The sequence below is a fragment of the Kribbella sp. NPDC056861 genome (genome assembly GCF_040687575.1).
Taxonomy (GTDB): Bacteria; Actinomycetota; Actinomycetes; order Propionibacteriales; family Kribbellaceae; genus Kribbella.
The window spans coordinates 840305-862943 of sequence record NZ_JBFBNQ010000003.1; the positions used below are offsets into that span (position 1 = coordinate 840305).

A 22639-nucleotide genomic window follows, 5' to 3' on the forward strand; every position below is an offset into this window, starting at 1 on the left:
CACCTTCAAACGCACACCACGTGATGTGAGAGTGAATTACGCGAGACGAAGAATCCCCCGGTGGGCCGCGACACCTACTCCGGCAGGGGTTCTAGACTCCAAGGCATGGCTCAGTACCTGCAAGTTTCGACAGCTACTCCGTCCCGCGCTGAGGCAGTTCGTCTGGCAGGTTCGTCAGTAAAGGCCGGACTCGCGGCAGGCGCGCAGGTCGTCGGACCCGTCACCTCGGTGTTCTGGCACGAAGGTCAGTACGGCGAAGGCGAGGAATGGCAGGTCTTGTTGAAAACCACCGAGGCCCGGTACGCCGAACTGGAGTCTCACGTCCTGCAGCACCACCCATGGAAAAACCCGGAGGTAGCAGCGGTGCCGCTAGTTGCAGGATCCGAGGGGTACTTTGAGTGGCTGAACCACACAACAGCCAAGCACTAACTTCGTGCCCTCTCCAGTACTGCCGAGACCTCAGGTCCGCCGTACTGCGTAAGCCGTTGAAGTACACCACGCAGTCGTCCACCCGGCCTGGCTGATCCGACACCAGCTGCCAGGTCCAAGGCGCATCCGGTCACAGCCGCCGCATGCTCAAGGCTGTTGGCATCCAGGTGGGCATGGGCAAGCATCGGAAATGTTGAGCCGGGGCTGGCTCGCAAAGCCTCTTTGGAAGGGATGACAGCCCGCACCAACCACCGCGCTTTCACGGCAGCGGGACGAGCGACGAAGGAGCGAGGTAGCTGGGGGGTGGGGAGCATGCGACGAAGGAGCAGGCGTGGGCGTCGGAGTCAGCTGTCTCGGAGCTGAGCTTCCAACGTGCTGGCTTCTTCAGGGCGGCCCAACGCACGTAGGCGGTCGGCGAGGAGATAACCGGCTCGGTGCCACGCGGGGTCGCCGGCAGGAAGAGCGTTGAAGATCTCGCGGACCAAGGTGTCGTCGGTGGTGCCGTGCTCAGCAACCAGCAGACGCGCGTTGATCAACTGACCTTCGAAGCCACCGCGTTCGTAGTACTCCGCAGCCTGCCGCGCCTGGGTGACCGCCGACCCAACGTCGCCCACCTGGAGTTCCAGCAGGGCAAGATCCCAGTGGACGCCAGCTTGCTGAAAGACAACAGTGTCGTCTGCAGAGGGCAGCGCGTCGAGGACAGGCCGGCATCGGTCGAGCAACTGCCTGACCAGGTCGAAATCACCGGAGTACCGGGCCGACTGCCCAGCAAGCCGGAGCGCCTGGACGAACTCGATCGGACGCTCGGCAGCCTCGAAGTACTCCGCAGCAGCCAGCAGCGCGTCAACCGCCTCCTGGTCGCGATCCAAACGCTCGAGCAGCATGCCCTCGTCCTGGCGCAGCAGGCCGAGCCAATGGGGGTGCGCGTCTTCCGGCGCATCCGTCAACTGCAGACGGACGAAAGACAAAGCCGTGTCCAGCTCACCAAGTGCGCGATAGGCATCAATCAGTACGCCGCGCGCCTCGGCCAATGCACCCGCAAAATCAGGGTCGCCCTCGAAAGACGGCGACGCCTCCTCAGCGGTCTCGGCTGCCTCCAAAGCACGCCCGCCGAGCAGGTAGGCGCGCGCCAGATCGACCTGACAGAAGGCGATATGCAGCTCAGCCCCGGGCTGGCCGACGGCGATCGCGATCGCTTCTTCGAGGTCGTCGATTGCCTCGGCCGGCCGTTCCAGCATCGTCCGGATCCGCCCGCGTTGCCGATACGCCAGCGACCTCGGCAGGTCCTCGCTGATCGAAAGCCCGGCGGTGGCGGCGTCCTCGGCCTCGTCGAGCCGGTCCAGTTGGGTCAGCAGGTTGCTGTGCAGGATCGCCGAGTTCGCCAACTGGTCGCCGTCGGTCTCGGGCAGCTGCCGAGCAGCCGCCAACTCCACGACAGCCTCCTCGAATCGCCCGGCCTGCGCGTACATCGTCGCCAGCGAGTCCTGCCACCCGGCCCGGCGCCGCGGCTCGTCGTTGGCGATCAGCCAGCGCATCGGCGCCTCACCCGTAGCCAGCGCTTCCTCGATCTGGCCCAAGTAGCCGAGCAGCCGCGAGATTCGCGCCCGATCCCGCAACAACCGGGCCTCCTCACCGAGCGAGGAGTAGATCGTCAGCGCCTCACGCCAACAGTCGAGCGCCGCCTCAGGATCCTCGTACGACGCCAAGCCCTTCAAATCAAGCAGTCGCGCCTGATCCAGCGGCGTCCGGTCGGCCTCGGCGACCTCTCGCTCAAAGGCCTCCCACGCGGCGACAGACTCGTCGCGCCGATAGTTCTGCCAAGCCTCCTCAGCTCGATCGAGCCACTCCCGCCCAACCGGCGGCGACGCCGGCGCAGGCGAGACCGACGACGCATCATCACCCGGCAAATCATCAACACCCGGTGCCACAGCCCGAGCCTGCTGCCGAGCATGCGCCCGCCGAGCCGTCTCCGACAACGGCAGATACTCAACCCAAGGCTCAGCCGTCAACACCGCCCGCACCAACTCACCCTGATGCGAAGTCCCATTGCGCTCATCAAACCGCGCCGCAAGCCCCAACGCCCGCGCAGCCAACTCCTCAGCGAGCTGCCCAGCCGGCACATCCTCACCGCGAGGCCGCCGAACCATCAGGTCCACCCGACTCAAGGCCAACGACGCCGCAGCCGCAAAGTTCATCTCCGCCAACGCGCTAGGCGGATCATCCAACTCGCCCAAGTGCCGCTCAACCAGCTCGACAGCCCTTGTTTCATTACCAGTCCGCGCACAGAACACCACATGCGACGCATAAGCATTCAACTCACCCGGCAGATTCCGCAGCGCCCGATAGGCCCGCCGATGCGCATCCACCGCCTCCGAATACATGCCCTCGGCAACATAAGCCGGCAGCAGCTCGGTCAGCATCTGTTGCGGCTGCTCGGCACACGTCAACGTCCCATCCAGTACGCCGACCGCCAACGCCACCGCATCAGCGGGCCGCCCGGTCCCGATCAGGTGCTGCACCTTCGACGTCGGATCGCACCCCACGCAATCGGACAACGAATCCCGCGGCGCCGTCGACCAAAGCCGGTACTGCTCAGCCGCCGTCTCGGCATCACCGATGTGGTCGGCAACCATCCACCGATACTGGTGCACCGCGTGCATGCTGTGCCCGCCGGTCCGCCACCGCCGCTCCATGTCATCCAGTACGCCGTACGTCTGCGCCAACGGCACCTCAGGAAACTGGCTCAACGTGCTCGGCGCGTACTTGAATGTCCACAAGAACGTGTGCGTGTGATCGCTGTATCGCTCCGGCTCGGCATCCCAATCAGCCACGCACCGCGCGAACGGCACCAGCGACTTCCGCGCCTCCCCGCCCATCACGTACGCCGTCACCAGGCCGAGTCGCGCGTAGAACCCCAACTCCTGATTGCCCGCAGCATCGGCTCGGCGTACGACGTCCTCCAGCAGCGCCGACCGTGCCTTCCCGTACGGCGCACTCTCGGCCCGCTGCAGCCGCTCCAGCAGATCGTCACTCATCGCAGGTCCTCCGCACGCGGGACGGCCTGGTCGAGCAGGCCAAGGAACGATCGGTTCACCAGAGCGGAGTCCGCCGGGCCGATCGGGTGGTAGCCGAGCATCAACGCGTGCCCGTACAGGCCTTCCACGGCCAGCCGGGTCAGCTCGGGATCGGTCAGCGAGACCATTCGCCGTACCAGCGGGCTCCGATGGTTGAGCACGAGTTGCGGTCGGCTGTCGTCATGGGTGTCGAGTGCGCCGAGCACCTCGGACCACAACGCGTCGGCCTTGCTCTTCGTACTGCGAAGCTCAGCGGCGAACTGCGCCGACCGGTCGACCAGGTAGATCGCGGGCAACCCGGCCGGGTCGAACGCGCGGACCACCACCTCGCAACCGACGGCGTCGAGCGTCTCCTGAGCGAGCCGAACGAACGGCCGCAGCGCAAGCTCAGTCGCCGGATCCAGACTGTCGAAGCTGGTCGACAACTCGGTCGGGTCGAACCGGCTCGCGGTCAAGTCAGGCACGACCTCCGGCAGCCGCTCGATCAGCTCGCTGTCATAGGTATAGCCGCCGTTGACCACAGTGATCTGCTGGGCAGCAGCGACCGCAGCCAGCTGGCGAAACTCCTCGGTGGTCGACACATACCGGATCTCGCCATGCCGTTCGTGCAGGTCAGCCGCGGTCATCCGGCCGTTGTTGGTCTCGAAGCGCAGCCAGCGATAGACCAGCCGGAGCATCTCGTCGTCGTGCAGCGCGAGCGCCTTCACCCCGAGCTGGTGGATGCCGAGGAAGCGGTCGAGCTTCTGCGGGTCGGTACTGCCGAGCCGGACCAGCCAGCCGCGTAGCTGAGCCCCGAGGGCTTCGCGGGTGGCTTCGAGGTTGCCGTCGTCGAAGAGCGCTTCGCGGCTCGCGGTCGGGCGGAGTTCGGAGGTGTCGATCACGGCGCGGACGAAGAACGCCCAGTCCGGCAACAGGCCCTCGACGCCTTCCGCCAGCAGCATGCGCTTCAGGTAGACGCGGTGGGTCGCGCGCTCGGCCGGGTTGGCGGGGATGGGGAGGACGAAGGCGACACCGGTCAGCCCGGCGGCCGGGATGTTGAGCGGGATCACGTCGAACGGCGTGAAGCCGAGCTTGTCCTGCGCGTAGCCGACCAGCTCGGCGCGTTGCGTCGTACCGGTGGCTTCCCAGGGGGAGCGGCCGTCGGTCACCTGCTCGCCGTTGACCCGGATCTCCAGCGGGAGCAGCGCGCCGAAGAGGCGGATCAGCTCGACGACGGTGGCCGGCTTGAACCACTGCTCGGCGCCGCGACGGGCGGACAGCGTGACCGTGGTGCCGATCTCCGCGCGCTCGCCGGTCTGCTCGATCGTGTAGCGGCCGTCCGCGGTACCGATCCAGAGGGTGGTGGGGCCGTCGGCCGGGCGGGTGACCACCTCGATCTCCTCGGCCACCATGAACGCCGAGAGCAACCCGATCCCGAACTGCCCGAGGAACTCGGTCCGCGCGAAGCCGATCTCGTCGCGCTTGGAGCTCCGCCCGATCGTTGCCAGCAGCTCCGTCACCTGCTCAGGCCGCAGCCCGATCCCGGAGTCGCTGATGCTGATCCGCCGCTCGTCCACCTGTACGTCGATCCGCCCGGGCGCGTCGGCGTCCAGCGCGCGGCGCGCGGTAATCGCGTCCACGGCGTTCTGCAGCAGCTCCCGCAGGTAGACCCGCGGGCTGCTGTACAGGTGGTTGCTCAGCAGATCGACGATTCCGTGCAGGTCGACCTGAAATTTCTCGCTACCCATTCCCAGCCTCTCTCCAGCCAAGCCCGCACACGCTACCTTGAGAACAGAGTCTTGAGCCTGGGGAGGGCTGATGGTGCTCACGGTGGGGACGTTCAACCTGAACAACCTGTTCGACCGCTGGAACTTCGCCGGTGCGGTGGAGGCGCTGGCGGCCGGTACGAGTTCGGTGCCGGCGACGTACACGTTCGATACCGAGGACCGGCGGCGGCTGCAGCTGGACGGGCGGGGCAAGCTGCTGGTCTCCAAACCGGCGGCGGACACCGGCCGGATCGCGGAGCGGCTGCTGGCGGCGGATGTCGACGTCTGGGTGGTGCAGGAGGTCGAGAACGTCGACGTCCTGCGGGAGTTCAACCGCGAGCACCTGAACGGCGCGTACCAGCACGTGATGGTGATCGACGGCAACGACTCGACCCGGTTCATCGACATCGGGATCCTGTCCCGGCGGCCGATCGGCGGCGTGACCAGCTACCAGCGGGTGTTCCATCCCGACGTGCCGACGCGGCCGATCTTCTCCCGCGACCTGGTCGAGGCGGAGATCCTGGATGCGAAGGGCCGCCGGATCCTGACCGTCTTCGGCACCCACCTGAAGTCGAAGTTCGTCGACTTCACCGTCGAGGACCCGATCGCGGCCGCCGCCGAGGCGCAGTTGCTGCGGCAACGGCAGGCCGAGACGATCACCCGGATCATCGCCAACCGGACGTCCAGCCGCCAGCGCTACCTGCTCTGCGGCGACATGAACGACACCCCGGACTCGTCCGCGCTGGTCGCGTACGCGCAATCCGGCCTGGTCAACGCGCTCACGGCCCCGACCGAGGTCGGCGCGGTCAAGACGAAGGTCGAGCTGCCCGCGAGCCCCGCCTGGACGTCGACCTTCAAGGCCTCCGGGCAGCCGCGCACCTTCGACCTGATCGACCAGATCTGGCTGTCACCGGCGCTGGTCCCGAGACTCACCGGCGCCTTCATCGGCCGCCGCAAGAAGCTCGCCCGGGACGGCACCGACCACGATCCGGCCTGGATCACCCTGGACCTCTGACCGCTTTTGCCGGCTACGCCTACAGTTCGGGGCGTGGACGATCTTGCTGAACTCATCGCGCAGGCGGACAGACTGGTCTTCGGGGCGAACCCGGCCCAGGCCCTGGAGCCGTTCGGGCGCGCGGTGGCGGCGTACGACGCACAGCCGGATCCGGACGAACTGGACGGACTGCTGACCACCTTCGGGTACGTCGCACTGCAGTTCGACGAGTACGCTGGGCTGCCGCTGACCCTGACGCTGGAGATCCTCGACGACCTGGAACGGCGGCACCTCGAGGCGGGCAACAGTCTGCGGATCGTGCACTTCTGCCGCTGGCTGGTGGCCCGGCATCTCGGTGACGCGGAGGCGGCAGAAGCGCAGTACCAGGCCTGCTTGGCCGCGCCGCGGGACGACTTCGCCTGGTGTGAGGGCTGCGAGCAGATCTACCAGATCCGGCACCTGATCGAGACGGGTCGGCCGGAACAGGCTGTCGCAGTGGCCGAGCAGGCGTTCGCGACCCCGGTTGAAGGTTGTCATCAGCAACCACAGGCGTTGCTGGCCGCGGCGCTGCCGGCGTACGTCGCGGTCGGTGACCTGGACGCGGCGGCGGACGCCCACCGGACGGCGTACCGGCTGGTGCGGGAGGATCCCGACGAGTTGTTCGCGCACGCCCAGCACATCCGGTTCTGCGTGCTGACGGGGAACCAGGATCGCGCCGAGGAGCTGATCGAGCGGCATCGCGGTGGTCTTGAGGCGGATGTCTCCGAGTACGACGCGCTGGCGTTCTGCCTGGCGGCCGGACGCACGCTCGGCGAGGGCGAGTTCACCGAGCAGGCTTGGCGGCTGGTGGCGTCGTTCGATCGCCGCAACGGCAACAAGTACCAGGGTGAACTGGTTCGGGAAGCGCTGACCGAGAAGCAGTGGGTCGATCAGTTGGAGCTGTTCGGCGATGGTGGATGCGCTGAGCAACTGGCTGCCGTGCGCGCTCGGCCCGACGACACGTTCGCGGCCTGGGACCTGGTGCAGGCGCAGATCGAGATGGCGCACCGGATGCACCTCGACGAGCGCAACGTCGAGGCCGCCGAGATCGGCGAACAGGCGCTCACCTCGCTGGGCGACGAGCGGATCGCCGAGCTGGCCCAGCCGGAAAGCCTGCGCGTACTGCGGAACGTGCTGTTCGCGGCCTACCTGGATCTCAACGAGCCGGCGGCCGCGCTGCCGCAGGCCGAGAAGGTGCTGGCCGACATCCCGCCGGACGCCGGGCCGGACTGGCTCGGGATGATCCTGCGCAAGAAAGGCGAGCTGCTCGAGCAGCTGAACCGGGATGCCGAGGCGCGAGACGCGTTGGTCGCCGCTGCTGCGCAGTACGGGCTGGCGGAGTTGCTGCATGACCAGGTGGCTGCACTGCGGCTCGCGGCTCAGTCGGCGCGGTACATCGGCGAGCTGGATCAGGCGGAGAGTCTGCTGGCGGAGGCGCGGTCGGTGGTCGACGAGTTGCCGGCAGAGGATCTGCGGAGCTCGACCAGCGATGCGGTGGTGCATTGGGAGCTCGCGTTGGTGCGGGACATGCAGGGGCGGTTGCCTGAGGCGATTGAGCTGGCGCTGATCACTGCTGGTCTGTACGAGTCGGTTGGGCAGTTGGAGAGTGCTTCGAACGCTCGCGATTACGTGGAGAACCGGCAGGCGCGGCTCAACTCCGAGTCTTGAGCAGTTCGATGCCGTCGAGCAGGCGGTCGAGGCCGAAGCGGTAGGACTCGTCGGCGGCTTCGCGGGTGCCGTCGCCGTAGCCGTTGGCGTTCCAGATCGCGGTCATCGTCGGGTGCCGCTCGACATCGAAGTACGTCTCCCAGAGGTCCCAACGCTCGTGCCACCACGCGTCATGGGTCTGGCCGGTCGACCGCTCCAGCTGCTCGCTCTCGGCGTCCAGGCCGGCGGCCGAGTCGACGTACGTCGTGATCGCGAGCGCGGCGGTGTTGGTCTGGTGTGGCGAGAGGCCCAGTACTGCGCACGCTGACAGCAGGTACTCGCGGGCGGCCAGCATGCCTGGGCCGATCGGCGGGCGGATCGTGGAGATGCTCGCCAGCCAGGGGTGCCGCTGGAACATGGCGCGCGTCTGGTCGGAGTACAAGGTGATCTGGTCGCGCCAACTGCTCGGCCGCGGTACGCCGGGGGCGGGCAGGTCGCGCTCGGCGAGGACCTGGTCGACCATCAGGTCGAGCAGCTCCTCCTTGGAGGGCACATAGGTGTAGAGCGTCATGGTGCCGACGCCCAGCGCCTTGGCGACGCCGCTCATCGAGGCGGCGGCGAGGCCCTTGTCGTCGGCCAGGCCGATGCCCGCGTCGACGACCTTGTTGAGGTCAAGGGTGGGGCGTCGGCCGAGGGCGGGCTTGGCGTCGGTGACCGGCTGGTGGTTGCGCCAGAGCAGGGCCAGGGTCCGGTCGGCCGGTCCGCCGCCGCTGTGCCGCTCTGCCATCGACCCTCCTCGGTTTCCGCTGTCGGGGAACTTTCTCACAGGCGCTCGCTTGCTATTCTCGTATACCCTACGGGAATGACGATTCTGGTGACGGGTGCGACGGGCAGTGTGGGGCGGTTGCTGGTGGACGAGCTGGTGGCTGCTGGGGTTTCAGGGGTGCGGGCGTTGACGAATCACCCCGCGCGGGCGGCTTTGCCGGCTGGGGTGGAGGTCGCCGAGGGGTATCTGGGGCGGCCGTCGAGTCTGCCGGCGGCATTGAAGGGGGTGGACACGGTGTATCTCGCGCCGCTGCCTGCTCTGGTCGACGACTTCGTGGCCTGCGCGCTGGAGGCCGGCGTACGGCGGGTGGTTTGTCTGTCGGGGGAGCCTGCGGACTACGAGGCGCAGGGGGATCCGTCGGGGTGGCACTACTCCAAGATGGAGAAGGCGATCGAGGAGGCGGGGTTCGAGTGGACTCACCTGCGGCCGGGGCAGTTCATGAACAACACGCTGGACTGGGCGCCGTCGATCAAGGCCGAGGGGGTGGTGCGGGCGCCGTACCCGGAGGCGGTGCAGACGCCGATCGACCTGGCGGACATCGCGGCGGTGGCGCGCGTCGTACTGCTGGATGAGAGCTATACCGGGAAGAAGCTGGTGATGAGCGGGCCGGAGGCGATCACGCAGCCGGAGGAGGTGGCGTGGATCGCGGCGGCGATCGGGCGGCCGGTGCGGTTCGAGGAGCTGACCCGCGAGGAGGCGCTGGCGGCGTGGACTCCGGTGATGGGGTCGGACGTGGCGAACTGGATGCTGGACGGGTTTCGGATGATGTCGGAGTACCGGGCGTCGCCGTCGCCGACGGTTCTCGAGGTGACCGGGCGGGCGCCGTTGGCGTATCGGGACTGGGCTGTGCGGAACGCGGCCGCCTTCTTTTGATCTTTGGCCGAACATGTGTTCGACTATTCTCTATGAGATGGGCCGGGCAGGGGATCGAGGCGGAGGCGCCGGGGGCTTTGCCTGGGTTGGGGTCGATCGCCGGGCTGGTGCGCAGCGTGACGACGCCGGAGTTCCGCGGTGTCACGTTCCACGAGGTGCTGGCGCGCTCGGCGCTGAACTCGGTGCCCGGCTCGGGGATGCCGTTCAACTGGACGATCAACCCGTACCGCGGCTGCACGCACGGCTGCCGGTACTGCTTTGCCCGGCCGAGTCACCGGTACCTGGAGCTGGACACCGGGCTGGACTTCGATCAGCAGATCGTGGTCAAGACCAATGTCGCCGACGTACTGCGCCGCGAGCTGGCGCGGCCTTCGTGGCGCTTCGAACAAGTTGCCCTCGGCACCAATACCGATCCGTACCAACGGGCGGAGGGGCGCTATCGGCTGATGCCGGGGATCATCGAGGCGCTGGCCGCCTCGGGGACGCCGTTGTCGATCCTGACCAAGGGGACGCTGCTGCGGCGCGACCTCGATGTGCTGGTGGCTGCCTCTGCCGAGGTGCCGGTTGGACTAGGGATCTCGTTGGCCTTGGCTGATGAGGATCTCCGCCGCACGGTGGAGCCTGGCGTGCCGTCGGTGCGCGGGCGGCTGGACCTGATCCGTGCCGTTCGCGAGGCGGGTTTGCCGTGCGGGGTGATGGTCGCGCCGGTGCTGCCCTGGATGACGGATTCGGCCGAGCAGCTGGACCACCTCTTCGGTGAGCTGGCGGCGGCCGGCGCGACCGGGGTCACGACGCTGGTCCTGCATCTGAGGCCGGGGGTGAAGGACTGGTTCATGAAGTGGCTGGCGGAAGAACGGCCTGACCTGGTCAGTCGCTACGACCAGCTCTACTCCCACGGCTCCAACGCGCTGCCCAGCTATCGCAACGCCTTCGAGGACAAGGTCCGCCCGTTGCTCAGCAAGCATGGCTTCGGCCGCAGCTCCCGGCACCGCTCGTCGTCGGGAGCGATTGAAGCCGCCGGGCCGGGGTCTTCCTCCGGCTGGGGTGAACCCACCGACCGCTTCCGTGCGCGGGGCGAGCCCGCTGACCGCTTCGGTGACCAACCGGTCGACTACACCAACCGGCGCGCACCGGCGGACAGCAATCGCCGCGGCGCGCCGGCGGACACTAACCGCCGCCGCGCCCCGGCGGGCACCAACCGCCGCGCGCCGGCGCCGGTCCCGGCGATCACTCCACCGCCGGACCAACAAACGCTTTTCTGAGCAGGGGGTGCAGGTCAGGCCAGCCGTTCGCGGAGGGTTCGTACCTCGGCCAAGAAACGTTGCTCCGGGATCTGAGGCTTGGGGCCGTCACTGGCGAGGAACGGGAACGGCTGGCCTGGCCGTGGGTCTTCGACGTACCGCGGCAACAGATGGGTGTGCAGGTGCGGACTGGTGTTGCCGAGGGTCTCGTAGTTGAGCTTCAGCGGCTGGTAGACCGCGATGATCGCTCGGGCGACCCGCAGGGTCTCCAGCCAGTAGCCGGCTGCTTCCTCGTCGGTCAGTTCGGTCGGCTCGACGACGTGCCGGCCTTTCCAGATCGCCAGCGAGTAGCCGGTCTGCATCTTGGCGCTCTGCAGGTAGCCGTCGACGTACCGTCCCTCGAAGATGCGCGCGCCGTACGGGTTGCGGTCCTGTCCCATGCCCTGGCAGAAGTCGCATTCCTCGCCGGACACCAAGGCAGCCCAGTTCTCCGGCCAGTGGTGGGTCATCCGCGGGCGGTGAGGATCTGGGGGCCTTCGGGCGTGATGGCGACGGTGTGCTCGGCGTGGGCGCCTCGGGTCTTGTCGGCGGAGCGGAGGGTCCAGCCGTCGTCGTCGATCACGTAGACAGAGCCGGGGCCGTGCCAGAACCAGGGCTCGATGGCGATCACGTGGCCGGCCCGGAGCTTCAGGCCGCGGCCGGGGTGGCCGCCGTTGGGGACGTGGGGCTCTTCGTGCATCCGGCGGCCGATGCCGTGGCCGCCGAAGTCGAGGTTGGTGCCCAGGCCGGCCCGGCGGCCGATCTCGCCGATAGCTGCTCCGACGTCACCCAGCCGTGCGCCCGGTACGGCGGCCGCGATCCCGGCGGCCAGCGCCTGCTCCGTCGTCTCGATCAGCTCCAGGTCCTCGGCGCGTGGGGTGCCGATCGTGAAGCTGGTGGCCGAGTCGGCGCACCAGCCGTCGACCGAGGCGCCGCAGTCGACGTTCAGCAGGTCACCGTCGGCCAGCCGAAGGTTGCTGGGCAGACCGTGCAGCACCGCGTCGTTCACCGACGTGCAGATCACTCCGCTGAACGGCTTCGTCGCGAACCCGGGCTGGTACCCCTCGAACAACGACACCGCGCCGGCGGATTTCAGCACGTCCCGGGCCACCTCGTCCAGCTCCCGCAGCGAGACGCCGACGGCGGCCTCCTTCTTCACCGCGGTCAGCGCGGCCGCGACCACTCGTCCAGCGGCGCGCATCTGCTCGATCTCGGCCGCGGTCTTCAGATCCACCATCTGCTGAGTCCTCAAACTTCCTGGGTAGGTATGCCGGTTTTATCATTCCTCAACCTTTTCGCTGGTCGCAGCGTCTCTCTGGTAGGTCCGCAGTCGCGGATCGGGGACTCTGGGGGACACGGATGCGCAAGCTCGGGCGAGGTGCGGTGGCGGCGGCCACGCTGGTGATCGGCCTGCTGGCGTTGACCGGCTGCATCGCGGACACCCAAGCGGCTGAGAACCAGCCGAACGCTGCCTCCAGCGGCCGGCCCGCAACCAAACCAGGGGCATCAGGCAACAAAACCCCGGACCAGCTCACCCTGGTCGCGACCGGCGACGTGCTCCTGCACGAACGCCTCTGGAACACCGCGAAGCGCGACGGCGGCAACGGCGACTGGGACTTCGCCCCGCTCTTGCAGGGCGTCAAGCCGCTGATCCAGCAAGCCGATCTGGCGCTCTGTCACCTCGAAACCCCGCTCGGTACGCCGCCCACCGGCTACCCGCTCTTCCAAGGCCCGCCGCAGATCGTGCCTGCCCTGGTCACGACCGGGTACGACGCGTGCTCCACCGCCAGCAACCACAGCTTCGACAAAGGCGCCGCCGGCATCGACCGCACCCTGAAGCTGCTCGACCAGGCCGGGATCGAACACACCGGAACGGCGCGCACCCAGGAAGAAGCCGAAACGCCCAGGATCGTCACCGTGCAAGGCGTCAAGGTCGGCCTGCTCAGCTACACCTACGGCTTCAACGGCATGCCCTACCCGAACGGCGAGACCTGGCGGGCCGGCAAACTCGACGTCGCCAAGATCAAGGCCAAGGCGCAGAAGGCCCGCGACAACGGCGCCGAGATCGTCGTGGTCAGCGCGCACTGGGGCGACGAGTACTCCAAGACCCCCAACAGCCAGCAGCGCACGGTGGCCCGCGAACTCCTTGCTGACAGCAACATCGACCTGATCATCGGCCACCACGCGCACGTCGTGCAGCCGATCGAGCAGCTCAACGGCAAGTTCGTGGTCTACGGCCTGGGCAACCTGGTCGCCGCCCACCGCAAGCCGGAGAGCACCAAGTCGGAAGGCCTGCTGACCAAGTTCACCTTCCGCAAGGACGGCGACCGCTGGAAGGCCGAGGCGCAATACGCGCCGCTGCTGATGACCGACACGCTGCCCGTCCGGGTCCTCGACGTCCAGCGCGAACTGGCCAAGCCAGGACTCTCGGCCACCAAGAAGGCTCGCCTCGAGCTGGCGCAGCGGCGTACCAGTGCGACCGTGACCGCCCTCGGCGCGGACCTGAAAACCCTTTGAGGGCAACGGCCTCCGCGTTCTAGGGTCGCGGCATGTCTATCAACTTCTTCGTGATGGTCCGTCGTGCCCGCCTCCGGGCAGGCGAGGGGTGCCTGGGGATGGCATCCGCTCGATAGTCGTTGGGCCCAACGCATCGTCGACGCGGCCGGGGTCTCACCCGGTGAGCTGGTCCTCGATGTCGGAGCCGGCCTCGGCGCGCTGACCGCGCCGCTGGTCCGGGCCGGTGCCCAGGTGGTGGCCGTGGAGCTTCATCCCGGCCGTGCCGACCGGTTGCGTCGGCGGTTCGCGGACGACCCGGTGACGGTGGTCCGGGCCGATGCCGGTGATCTCCGGTTGCCGGCGCGGCCGTTCCGGGTGGTCTCCAGTCCGCCGTACGGGATCTCTGCCTTGTTGCTGAAGAGATTGCTCGCGCCCGGTTCGCGCCTGGTGTCGGCCGATCTCGTGCTGCAGCGGCAAGTGGTGAACCGCTGGGCCGGACACCAGGCGCCGGCAGCCTCCCGATGGAGCCGGTACTACGACCTGTCGATCGGGCTTCGCCTTCCCCGCAAGGCTTTCTCGCCCCCACCCCATGTCGATTCCGCAGTCCTGCTGATCCGGAAAAGGAGGAACTAGAGCCTCAGCCGTGCCAGGAGTTCCACAACGCGGCGTAGGAGCCACGGCGGGCCACCAGCTCGTCGTGGCTCCCGAGCTCGGAGATGCGACCGTCCTCGACCACGGCGACCCGATCGGCATCGTGCGCCGTGTAAAGCCGGTGGGCGATGGCAATGACTGTCCGGCCTTCCAGCACCGCGGCCAGCGACCTCTCCATGTGCCGCGCCGCCCGCGGGTCGATCAACGAGGTCGCCTCGTCGAGCACCAGCGTGTGCGGATCGGCCAGCACCAATCGGGCCAGCGCCAACTGCTGAGCCTGAGCCGGAGTCAAGGCGACCTGCCCCGACCCGACCCGGGTGTCGAGACCGTCCTCCAGCGCCTCCGCCCACTCCCGAGCATCGACCGCGGCCAACGCGTCGAGCAGCTCGACGTCGGTCGCGTCCTGCCGAGCCATCGCGAGGTTGTCGCGCAGCGTGCCGACGAAGACGTGGTGCTCCTGGGTGACCAGCGCGACCTGCTTGCGCAGCTCGTCCAGCGGCAACTCGGTCATCCCGACTCCGCCGACCGTCACCGATCCGGTGCGCGGCGGATGAATCCCCGCGACCAGCCGCCCGAGCGTCGACTTGCCGGCGCCCGACGGTCCGACCATCGCGATCCGCTCACCTGGTTGGACGGTCAGCTCGACACCGTGCAGCACGTCGCGACCTTCGACGTACGAGAACCGCACGTCCCGCGCCTCGACCAGCTCACCCTCGGGAACACGTCCCGACGGCGTCCGGTCATCCGGTACGTCGGTGATACCGAGCAGCCGGGCCAGCGAAGCACCGCCGACCTGCAGCTCGTCCATCCAGGAGATCAGCCGGTCGACCGGGTCGATCAGCTGGTTCACGTACAGCACGCCGGCCGTGACCGCGCCGAGCGAGACGTGCCCGTTGATGTGCAGCCAGCCGCCGAACAGCAGCGTGCCGACGATCGGCAGCAGATACCCGACCTCGACGACCGGGAAGAACACCGTGCGCAGCCCCAACGTGTAGCGCTCGGCGTTGTACGACCCACGGATGTCGTCGTCGGTACGCCGTACGCGCTCCTCGTAGCGTTGCAGCGCCTCGACCGTACGAGCGCCCTCGACCGTCTCGGCGAGCGAGCTGGTCATCTGCGCGTACGCCGCGTTCTCGCGCAGATAGCCGTCCTTGGCGCGGCGCAGGTACCACCGGGTGATCAGCGCGATCACCGGCACCATCGCGACCAGAGGCACGACCACCCAAGCGCCGACCAGCAGCATCGCGCCGATCGTGAACAGCACGGTGACGAAGGCGACGATCGTCTCCGGTACGGCGAACCGCACCGTCCTCGACAAGGCGTCCACATCGCGTGAGGTCCGGGACAGCAGGTCGCCGGTGCCGGCTCGCTCGACCGTGCCGATCGGCAGCGCCAGCGCGTTGTCGACGAACTCCTCGCGCAGCTCAGCCAGCACCTGCTCGCCGAGCGCGAAGGATCGGAAGCGCGCCCAGCGGGTGAGCAGCGTCTGCGCCACGATGAAGACGGCGATCACCAGGATCACCTGGTTGACCTTGACCGCGGTCGTCCCGTTCTGGACGTCCTCGACCAGCGTGCCGATCAGTCGCGGCGCGGCCAGCCCGGAGACTGCCGCGAGCGCGTGCAGCCCCAGCGTGGTGATCAGCGCGCGGGGATGCCGCCGCGCCAACCGCCGGGCATGCCGACGGACCTCGGCGGTGCTCGCCACCGGCAGAATCTGCGTCATGCGCGCACCTCCTCGTCCTCGGTCTGTCTGGTCACGGTCCAGCGGTACTGCGAGTCGCTCTCCAGCAGCTCACGATGCTTGCCAACAGCAACCACACGGCCGGTGGCGACGAAGATCACCTCGTCCACCCGGTCGAGCAGCAGCGGGCTCGAGGTGAGCACCACCGTGCTGCGGCCGGCCCGGTGCTCGCGCAGCCGGTCCGCGATCCGCGCCTCGGTGTGCGCGTCGACCGCGGAGGTCGGCTCGACCAGCACCAGCACCGACGGGTCGGCGAGCAACGCGCGGACCAGCACCAGCCGTTGTCGCTGCCCACCGGAGAAGGAGCGACCCTTCTCCTCGACGGCGGAGTCGAGCCCGTCCGTCAACGCGACCAGCACGTCCTCGGCGGACGCAGTACGGATCGCGGTCAGCAGTTCGTCGTCGGTACGCCGGTGGTCCGGGTCGAGCTCCTGGCGCAGAGTGCCGGTGAAGAGTTGCGAGCCGGTGTCGCTGACCAGGATCCGGCCCCGTATGTCGGCCCGGGTCGCGCTGGCCAGCGTGACTCCGCCGTACCGGACCTCGCTGGTGTCGTCGTACCGGCCGAGGCGGTCGGCCAGCACGGCGGCACGGTCGGGCTCGGCGGACACGATGGCGGTCAGCAGGCCGTTGCGCGCGCGGATGCCGGAGACAGGGTCGACCAGATCGCCCGCGGTCGGGAGTCGCACCGGTTGAGCGGGGTCGACGACATCGGGAGTGAGGGACAGCACTCGGTTGATCCGGCGGGCCGCGACCAGGCCGCGCATCAGCTTGTCGGCGGCCTCGGTCGCAGTACGCAGGGGCATCACCAGGAAGGTCGCGTAGCCGTAGAAGGCGACCAGGCTGCCCGCGCTGAGGTCGCCGCGGAGCGCGAAGTGCGCGCCGAGGCCGACGACGACCACGATGAAGACGCCCGGCAGCAGCACCTGCGCCGCGTCGAGCACCGACTGGATTCGCGCCACCTTCACCCCGGCGGCACGGACCTGTTGGGACTCGCGCCGGTATCTGCGGGAGAAGGAGTCCTCGCCGCCGATGCCGCGCAGTACTCGCAGGCCCGCGACGATGTCGGAGCCGAGCGAGTTCAGCTCGCTGACCGCTTCCCGTTGAGCCAGTTGGCGGGTGTGGAGTGGCCGGAGCATCGGGCCGAGGCAGAACAGCATCACCGGCACGCCGACCAGTACCACCAGGCCGAGCAGCGGAGAGGAGGAGAGCAGGATCGCCGCGACGATGAAGAACGCGACGATGGCACCGGCGAACCGGGCGGAGATGTCCAGCAGGTTGCCGATGTAGGCGAGGTCGCCCGATCCGACGCTGACGACCTCGCCGGTGGCCAGGTGCTTGGGCAGGGTGGCACCGAGCTCCGCCGACTTGCGGGTGACCACCTGGACCGTGCGGTAGGCGCCGCTCAGCCAGTTCACCACCGCGAACCGGTGGCGCATGATGCCGGCCAGTGCCTGCAGCACGCCGACCCCGAACAGCACGCTCGTCCACAGCAGCAGCCGCTCGACGTCACCGCCGGCGATCCCTTCGTCGATCGCCTTGCCCAGCACGGCCGGGATGAAGGCCTGGGACCCCATCCACAGGATTCCGAACGCCGCACCGCCCGCGAGCGTGGCCTTCTGCCCGCGCGCTACCCACCAGAGGTAGCGAGCAGGCGAACGGTGATCTGGGATGCCGGGATCGGCCAGTGGAAGCTTTCTCATAACCCTTCGAGGCTATGCGGGCCCACCGACAAAAGCATGTGGTTTAACGGGCACCCTCAGCCGCGGTACGTCAGTCTGCGGAGCAGGACCTCGAAGGGACCGCGGATGTCGTGGCGACGCATGAGATCAGCCAGCAATACGGTGAGGATCCAGGTGCCGAGGGCCAGGAAGGCGGCCTGCCATTGATGCATGGTGTGGCCGAGATCAAGCAGGTACGGGAAGAAGCAGACCGCCCAGACGACTGACTGCAATAGATAGCAGGTCAGCGACCGTTGCCCGGTTGCCTGCAGCGCCGTGACGATTCGGCCGGGATGCTTGATGCGCAGGGCCCACAGCGCGATCAGTGCCGCGTACGCCGGTCCGCCCGCGAACCCTGCGATCGAATGCAGGAACGCCACCGGTACTACGTCCGCACCCGTGCCGTGCAGGATGCCCGATGTGTAGAGAGCCAGCGGGACGCCGCCCAGGAACGAGATCGGGATCCCGATCGTCGCCATCCGGCGCAGCAGCCGCTGGTGCTGCTCCGCGTCTTCGAACAGGCGCAGCCGGGCGGCCCAGATCCCGAAGAGGAAGGCGCCGGCCGCAGTGACGGCGAGCAGCGGCGCGGTGATCACGATGGAGACCGCGCGGTCGAGCATGGCCTCCAGTGGGTTGTGCTCGACCGACCAGGGGTAGACGGTCGCCACTGTGCTCGCGTCGGTCGGGGTGGAGAAGAAGGCGTAGAAGGTGGAGCCGAGGATGATCCAGACGCCTGCAGAGATCAGTAGCCGCTTGTTGCCGTAGCGGACCGCCGGGACGAGTACTACGGCCAGCAGGCCGTAGGCGGCGAGAATGTCGCCGTAGTACAGGAGTACTGCGTGCAGCACTCCCAGCACGATCATCCACCGGCCGCGGCGGCGCAGGAGCTTGCGGATGCCGCGCCACTCGACACCGTTGGTCTCCTGGCGCCGCATGATCTGCACCATGCCGTAGCCGAACAGTGCCGCGAACATGGTGTACGACCGGCCGTCGACGAGCGTCGTCTCCAGGAAGGCGGCTATGCGGTCCGGTAGCGCCGAGGCGATCGGCGTACCGCGGATGTCGCTGACGCCTGGTGGGTGCAGGAAGCCGTGGGTGTTGGCGAGCGCGATGAAGAGCAGTAGCAGGCCGCGGGCCAGGTCTGGGCCCAGGGCTCGAGCGGAGATGGCTGTCGGCCCGGTCGAGGTACGGGTCTGGGTCATGTTTCGACGGTAGAAGCGGCGCCGGCCCCCGGCAGCCGACTTCGGTATCGGGCGGTTGGCCGAAGGGAGCGGAGTGCAGTTGGCGGGCGAGCTTCACCTTGCGTTGGGCAACGAGTTCCCCGGCCGCCACCTCGGCCGCCTGTCCTGGAGACATGTTGGTGATCGCGCATCGGGGAGCGAGTGGCTACCGTCCGGAACACACGCCGCAGGCCTACCGGCTCGCTGCGGCCCTGGGAGCCGACTACCTGGAGCCTGACCTCGTCGCCACGCTCGACGGGGTCCTGGTGGTCCGGCACGAGAACGAGCTGTCCGGTACTACGGACGTCGCCCGGCACGCGGTCTTCGCGGACCGGCGGATCACCAAGATCGTCGACGGGGCGGTCGTCACCGGCTGGTTCGCCGAGGACTTCACCTACGAGGAACTGCAGGTCCTGCGGGCCCGGGAGCGGATGCCTGCCCTGCGCGCCGGCAATACGGCGTACGACGGCAGGGAGGGGATCCAGACCTTCGACCAGGTGGTCGCGCTGGCCCGGCAGGAGTCGGCCCGGCTCGGCCGGCCGATCGGGGTGATCCCGGAGATCAAGCACCCGGCGTACTTCCGGCGGCTCGGGCTGCCGCTGGAGGAGCTGCTCGCCGAGCGGCTGATCGCGCTGGGCCTGCACAAGGGCGAGGTGATGATCCAGTCGTTCGAGCCGACCAGCCTGCGCCGGCTGGCGGTGATGACGGACGTCCCGCTGGTGCAGCTCGTCGACTCGGAGAGCGCGCCGAACGACTTCCTCCGGCATGGTGACGCGCGGACCTTCGCGGACCTGATCGCGCCGTCCGGGCTGCGCGAGATCTCGACGTACGCGCAGGTGCTGGCGCCGCACAAGGACCTGGTCATCCCGCGTACTGCGGATGGCAGTCTCGGCGAGCCGACCCGGCTGGTCGAGCAGGCGCATCGGGCCGGTCTGTCGGTGCAGCTGTGGACCTTCCGGGCGGAGCGGCGCTTCCTGCCCACCGGCCTCGACCTGGCCGGCGAACTGGCCCGCTTCGCCGCCACCGGCGTCGACGGTGTCTTCGCCGACCACCCGGACATCGCCGTGGCCGCAGCGGCCAGGACCAGCCTCAAGGTCTAGCGAAGCTCCGAGCGCAGCTCCTTGAGTACTGCCTCGGCTGTTGCCGACAGCTCACGGTCGATGGCTCGGCTCTCGTCGGTGCCGAGCACTACCTGGGCACTGGTGGCCGGTCGGGCCCGGATCAGCTTCACGCGGAGGTTCGTCGGTGGGTGGCTGGCGTCGATCCGGGTGTCGCGGAGGCGGCTGACCCGGAGTCGGCGTTCGATCTCACGCGCGGGGACGGCGCTGACAGCCCGGGTGACGGCCTGCAGTGGCTCCACATCCGCGCCGAAGCGCACTGCTCGCTCCAGCGCTCGGTAGGAGGTCTCGGCGAGCACCAGCTGCTCCAGGGCCCGAGCCGCCGCTTCCGAGCCGGCGATCTCGGCCGACCGCCGGTCAGCCAGGTACTCCGCCCGCTGCCCGCTGCGCAGGTCGATCCTGGTCAGGACCCAGCGAACACCCCTGACTGCGCCACCCACGGTCGCGTTGACCACCCTGGTGAGGAGGCTTGGCCCTGTATCGGAGTCGGTCGCGTAGACGAGCTCCTGCCGGTACTGGTCGAGCGGTTGCTCGCTGAAGGTCTCGGACAGCTCATCGAGGATCGCAGTGGCCCAGCCGACCACCCAGCCGTGCCGGGCGTCGCCGTTCTTGCCGTGCCCGAGCTCATGAGCCAGTACTGCGACCCGCTCCTGCGGCCGGAGTCCCGCCCACAACGGCAGGCCGATGCCAACCACTGGCACAAAACGCCAGCCGATTCGGGCGAAGAAGACGTTGGGCTCGGCATCGACGGCAACAGCGGCTACCGGCTTGGTGCCGATGGCGGTGGCGATCTTGTCGAGCAGCGCGAAGAGCTGTGGAGCCTGCTCCCGGTAGACCAGGTGGGTGTCGGGGTCCGGGGTGTTCACGCGTGGGCGGAGCAGTACGGCGAGTGCCAGCGGGATGATCGACAGCAGGGCGCTGAGCCAGAGTGGCCGGTAGAACACCAGGAGGGCGATTCCGCCGAGCAGGCCGGCCAGGGGGAGCAGCAGGATCACAGCGGACAGCAGGTAGGCGGCGATCCGGGCGGCGTCCCAGCCTGGACGCTGGATCGCGCCGCGTTGCAGCTCGGCGTACAGGGTGTCGGTCAGGCGGTGCTCGAGTCGCCGGCGCCAGGCGGACTGCTGCTCGGTGGGGCCGGTCGGGTCCACGTTCCAGTCGCACCTGTCGCACCAGGTGACGTACTGGGCGTCCTGGGGGACCTGCTGGCCGCACTGCGGACAGCGGGTCGGGCTTTGGTCGGTCGGCACGGCAGCAAGTATGAGCGCACTGGGTGGCCTATCTGGGTAGTGCGGTCACCTTGCTGCCGTGCGTCCGCCCGTCACGCCGCCGGCGGCTTGTCGTCGTAGATGCGAGCGGCGATGTCGGACTCGGGGGTGGGCTGCTGGGTCTGCTGGTGGTTCTGCTGGACCGACTGCCAGACGGCCTTGCCGTCGGCCTCGGGCATCACGATCCAGGCGATCACGTAGCCGATCAGCGCGGTACCGCCGGTGATCAGGGTGAGGCCCACGATGCCCAGCCGGACCAGCGTCGCGTCGATGTTGAAGTACTCCGCCAGGCCGCCGGACACACCGGAGAGCATCCGCTGGTCACGCGAGCGGCGAAGGGACTTACCGGACAGGTTCGAGAACGGTGCGTTGGAGTTCGTCATGTCCACTACTCTGCCGCCGCGGACCCCCTTCCCACATCAGGATCGGTACCGACCGGACCCTGGTCCGACCCCTGACCGGGGTCAGCCGCCACCCCTGACGACTTTCGTCTATCGGGATTGTCGGTGCGGCGTTCTACCGTCGAGAGATGGATGCGGAGGCGGTGACGAGGCTGCTGCTCACCCTGCCCGGGGTCGAGGAGCACGTGGGGTGGGCCGGGCAGCCGGCGTTCAAGGTGCGGAAGAAGGGGTTCGTCTACCTGTCGGCCGACGAGACCTCGGTGATGCTGAAGGCGCTGCGCGAGGAGCAGGAGGCGCTGGTGGCGGAGGACCCGGAGATCTACTCGCCGTCCTGGGCCTCCGGGCGGTTCGCCTGGCTGGAGGTCAGGCTGGCGATCGCCGACGACGAGGAACTGGAGGAGCTGCTGGTCGAGGCCTGGAGGTTGACCGCCCCCAAGATGCTGATCGCCCAGCACGAGGCGGCTAGCGGCTGAGCGTCTTGCGGACCAGCACCCACTGCGGCGACGTACGGCTGAGTTCCTTGAAGCCGGCGTCCAGGTAGACCGACAGGGGACCGCGGTAGAGGTCAGCTGAGGGGACCTTGCCTGCTTGGGCCGTGTCCACCGCACAGGCCTCCAGTACTGCGGCGCCTTGATCCCGGGCGAAGTCGACGGCTCCCTGGAGCAGCTCTCCGGCCATCCCCTGGCGGCGGTGCCCGACCGGTACGACGAAGCAGGTGACGACCCAGGCGTCCGGGTCGCCGCCGCGCCAGTTGGGGGAGGCGAGCACCCGGGGGTAAGCGCTGCGAGGGGCCACGGCGCACCAGCCGACCGGCGTACCGGCGTCGGTGGCGAGTACGCCGGGTGGCGGCCCGGCGGCGACCTGCTCCTCGAGCGCGAGGCGGTTGGCGGCGGGTGATGCGTCCGACCATTGCTTGCCGCGGAGGCGGAAGTACTGGCAGGAGCAGCGGGACGGATCGCCTCGGTCGCCCATCACGGTGGCGACGTCCGGCCAGCGGTCCGGGGTGGCTGGGCTGACTTGCAGGGCCATCGGAGGACAGTACTGCGGACGGCGACGTGAGCGCTCGCAGTACCGGGCTGGCTTGCACTCGCTTGGGTCGAGTGCTAATACTTGGTTAGCACT

20 protein-coding genes are annotated in these 22639 nt (G+C 68.6%); 9 read left to right on the top strand and 11 right to left on the bottom strand.

All coding sequences use genetic code 11. The annotated features are described in order from the left end of the window. Positions 1-105 precede the first annotated feature (105 nt). Complete coding sequence (gene cutA, locus AB0P21_RS17885; protein WP_363697847.1) at positions 106-429, top strand: divalent-cation tolerance protein CutA; 324 nt, start codon at positions 106-108, stop codon at positions 427-429. A 344-nt stretch (positions 430-773) separates the two neighbouring features. Here cutA and AB0P21_RS17890 read toward each other — a convergent pair whose 3' ends face one another. Further along, a complete protein-coding gene (locus tag AB0P21_RS17890) occupies positions 774-3464 on the bottom strand; it encodes a tetratricopeptide repeat protein (RefSeq protein ID WP_363697849.1) in 2691 nt (896 codons plus the stop codon). Continuing rightward, positions 3461-5230 (bottom strand): HSP90 family protein, encoded by a 1770-nt coding sequence (locus tag AB0P21_RS17895; protein WP_363697851.1) that lies wholly within the window; start codon positions 5228-5230, stop codon positions 3461-3463. The genes AB0P21_RS17890 and AB0P21_RS17895 overlap by 4 nt, the downstream gene beginning before the upstream one ends. Before the next feature lie 70 nt (positions 5231-5300). Between AB0P21_RS17895 and AB0P21_RS17900 the strand changes: the two genes are divergently transcribed. Beyond that, a complete protein-coding gene (locus AB0P21_RS17900; protein ID WP_363697853.1) occupies positions 5301-6263 on the top strand; it encodes an endonuclease/exonuclease/phosphatase family protein in 963 nt (320 codons plus the stop codon). Between the two features lie 33 nt (positions 6264-6296). Next, on the top strand, positions 6297-7949 hold the full coding sequence (locus AB0P21_RS17905; RefSeq protein WP_363697854.1) for a hypothetical protein: 1653 nt from the start codon (positions 6297-6299) through the stop codon (positions 7947-7949). On the opposite strand, the gene AB0P21_RS17910 is transcribed toward AB0P21_RS17905, so the two are convergent. Further along, positions 7933-8715, bottom strand: coding sequence for a TetR/AcrR family transcriptional regulator (locus AB0P21_RS17910; RefSeq protein WP_363697856.1), 783 nt, complete (start codon positions 8713-8715; stop codon positions 7933-7935). The genes AB0P21_RS17905 and AB0P21_RS17910 overlap by 17 nt on opposite strands. Before the next feature lie 75 nt (positions 8716-8790). Between AB0P21_RS17910 and AB0P21_RS17915 the strand changes: the two genes are divergently transcribed. Both AB0P21_RS17915 and AB0P21_RS17920 read left to right on the top strand, forming a co-directional pair. Then, the gene (locus AB0P21_RS17915) at positions 8791-9627 is read left to right on the top strand and encodes an NAD(P)H-binding protein (RefSeq protein ID WP_363697858.1); all 837 of its coding nucleotides are present in this window, start codon (positions 8791-8793) and stop codon (positions 9625-9627) included. Positions 9628-9659: 32 nt separating this feature from the next. Continuing rightward, positions 9660-10889, top strand: a complete 1230-nt coding sequence (locus AB0P21_RS17920; protein ID WP_363697860.1) for an Rv2578c family radical SAM protein — start codon at positions 9660-9662, stop codon at positions 10887-10889. Positions 10890-10903: 14 nt separating this feature from the next. Here AB0P21_RS17920 and AB0P21_RS17925 read toward each other — a convergent pair whose 3' ends face one another. Beyond that, a complete protein-coding gene (locus AB0P21_RS17925; protein WP_363697862.1) occupies positions 10904-11377 on the bottom strand; it encodes an HIT family protein in 474 nt (157 codons plus the stop codon). Then, on the bottom strand, positions 11374-12144 hold the full coding sequence (map, locus tag AB0P21_RS17930; protein WP_363697864.1) for a type I methionyl aminopeptidase: 771 nt from the start codon (positions 12142-12144) through the stop codon (positions 11374-11376). Before map ends, AB0P21_RS17925 begins: the two co-directional genes overlap by 4 nt. Before the next feature lie 122 nt (positions 12145-12266). Here map and AB0P21_RS17935 point away from each other — a divergent pair, with 122 nt between their 5' ends. Both AB0P21_RS17935 and AB0P21_RS17940 read left to right on the top strand, forming a co-directional pair. Further along, entirely contained in the window at positions 12267-13424 is a 1158-nt protein-coding gene (locus AB0P21_RS17935; protein WP_363697865.1) for a CapA family protein, read from the top strand. A gap of 63 nt (positions 13425-13487) precedes the next feature. Then, positions 13488-14036, top strand: a complete 549-nt coding sequence (locus AB0P21_RS17940) for an rRNA adenine N(6)-methyltransferase family protein (protein ID WP_363697866.1) — start codon at positions 13488-13490, stop codon at positions 14034-14036. A gap of 4 nt (positions 14037-14040) precedes the next feature. Here AB0P21_RS17940 and AB0P21_RS17945 read toward each other — a convergent pair whose 3' ends face one another. Genes AB0P21_RS17945 through AB0P21_RS17955 form a run of 3 tightly spaced genes read right to left on the bottom strand, consistent with a single transcriptional unit; the run spans position 14041 to position 18715 of the window. Beyond that, positions 14041-15777, bottom strand: a complete 1737-nt coding sequence (locus AB0P21_RS17945; protein WP_363697868.1) for an ABC transporter ATP-binding protein — start codon at positions 15775-15777, stop codon at positions 14041-14043. Beyond that, entirely contained in the window at positions 15774-17495 is a 1722-nt protein-coding gene (locus tag AB0P21_RS17950; protein ID WP_363697870.1) for an ABC transporter ATP-binding protein, read from the bottom strand. Before AB0P21_RS17950 ends, AB0P21_RS17945 begins: the two co-directional genes overlap by 4 nt. Before the next feature lie 56 nt (positions 17496-17551). Then, positions 17552-18715: a DUF418 domain-containing protein gene (locus AB0P21_RS17955; RefSeq protein ID WP_363697872.1), complete on the bottom strand. Its 1164-nt coding sequence runs from the start codon at positions 18713-18715 to the stop codon at positions 17552-17554. A gap of 152 nt (positions 18716-18867) precedes the next feature. Here AB0P21_RS17955 and AB0P21_RS17960 point away from each other — a divergent pair, with 152 nt between their 5' ends. Continuing rightward, positions 18868-19833 carry a glycerophosphodiester phosphodiesterase family protein gene (locus AB0P21_RS17960; protein WP_363697873.1) on the top strand — a complete coding sequence of 322 codons (966 nt, stop codon included), beginning with the start codon at positions 18868-18870 and terminating at the stop codon, positions 19831-19833. On the opposite strand, the gene AB0P21_RS17965 is transcribed toward AB0P21_RS17960, so the two are convergent. Both AB0P21_RS17965 and AB0P21_RS17970 read right to left on the bottom strand, forming a co-directional pair. Next, complete coding sequence (locus AB0P21_RS17965; protein ID WP_363697874.1) at positions 19830-21098, bottom strand: M48 family metalloprotease; 1269 nt, start codon at positions 21096-21098, stop codon at positions 19830-19832. The two genes, AB0P21_RS17960 and AB0P21_RS17965, sit on opposite strands and share 4 nt — an antisense overlap. Positions 21099-21169: 71 nt before the next feature. Next, complete coding sequence (locus AB0P21_RS17970) at positions 21170-21499, bottom strand: PspC domain-containing protein (protein WP_363697875.1); 330 nt, start codon at positions 21497-21499, stop codon at positions 21170-21172. 146 nt (positions 21500-21645) lie between these two features. Here AB0P21_RS17970 and AB0P21_RS17975 point away from each other — a divergent pair, with 146 nt between their 5' ends. After that, positions 21646-21990, top strand: coding sequence for an MmcQ/YjbR family DNA-binding protein (locus AB0P21_RS17975; protein ID WP_363697876.1), 345 nt, complete (start codon positions 21646-21648; stop codon positions 21988-21990). On the opposite strand, the gene AB0P21_RS17980 is transcribed toward AB0P21_RS17975, so the two are convergent. Then, positions 21980-22546: a GNAT family N-acetyltransferase gene (locus AB0P21_RS17980; RefSeq protein ID WP_363697878.1), complete on the bottom strand. Its 567-nt coding sequence runs from the start codon at positions 22544-22546 to the stop codon at positions 21980-21982. The genes AB0P21_RS17975 and AB0P21_RS17980 overlap by 11 nt on opposite strands. Positions 22547-22639: the final 93 nt, after the last annotated feature.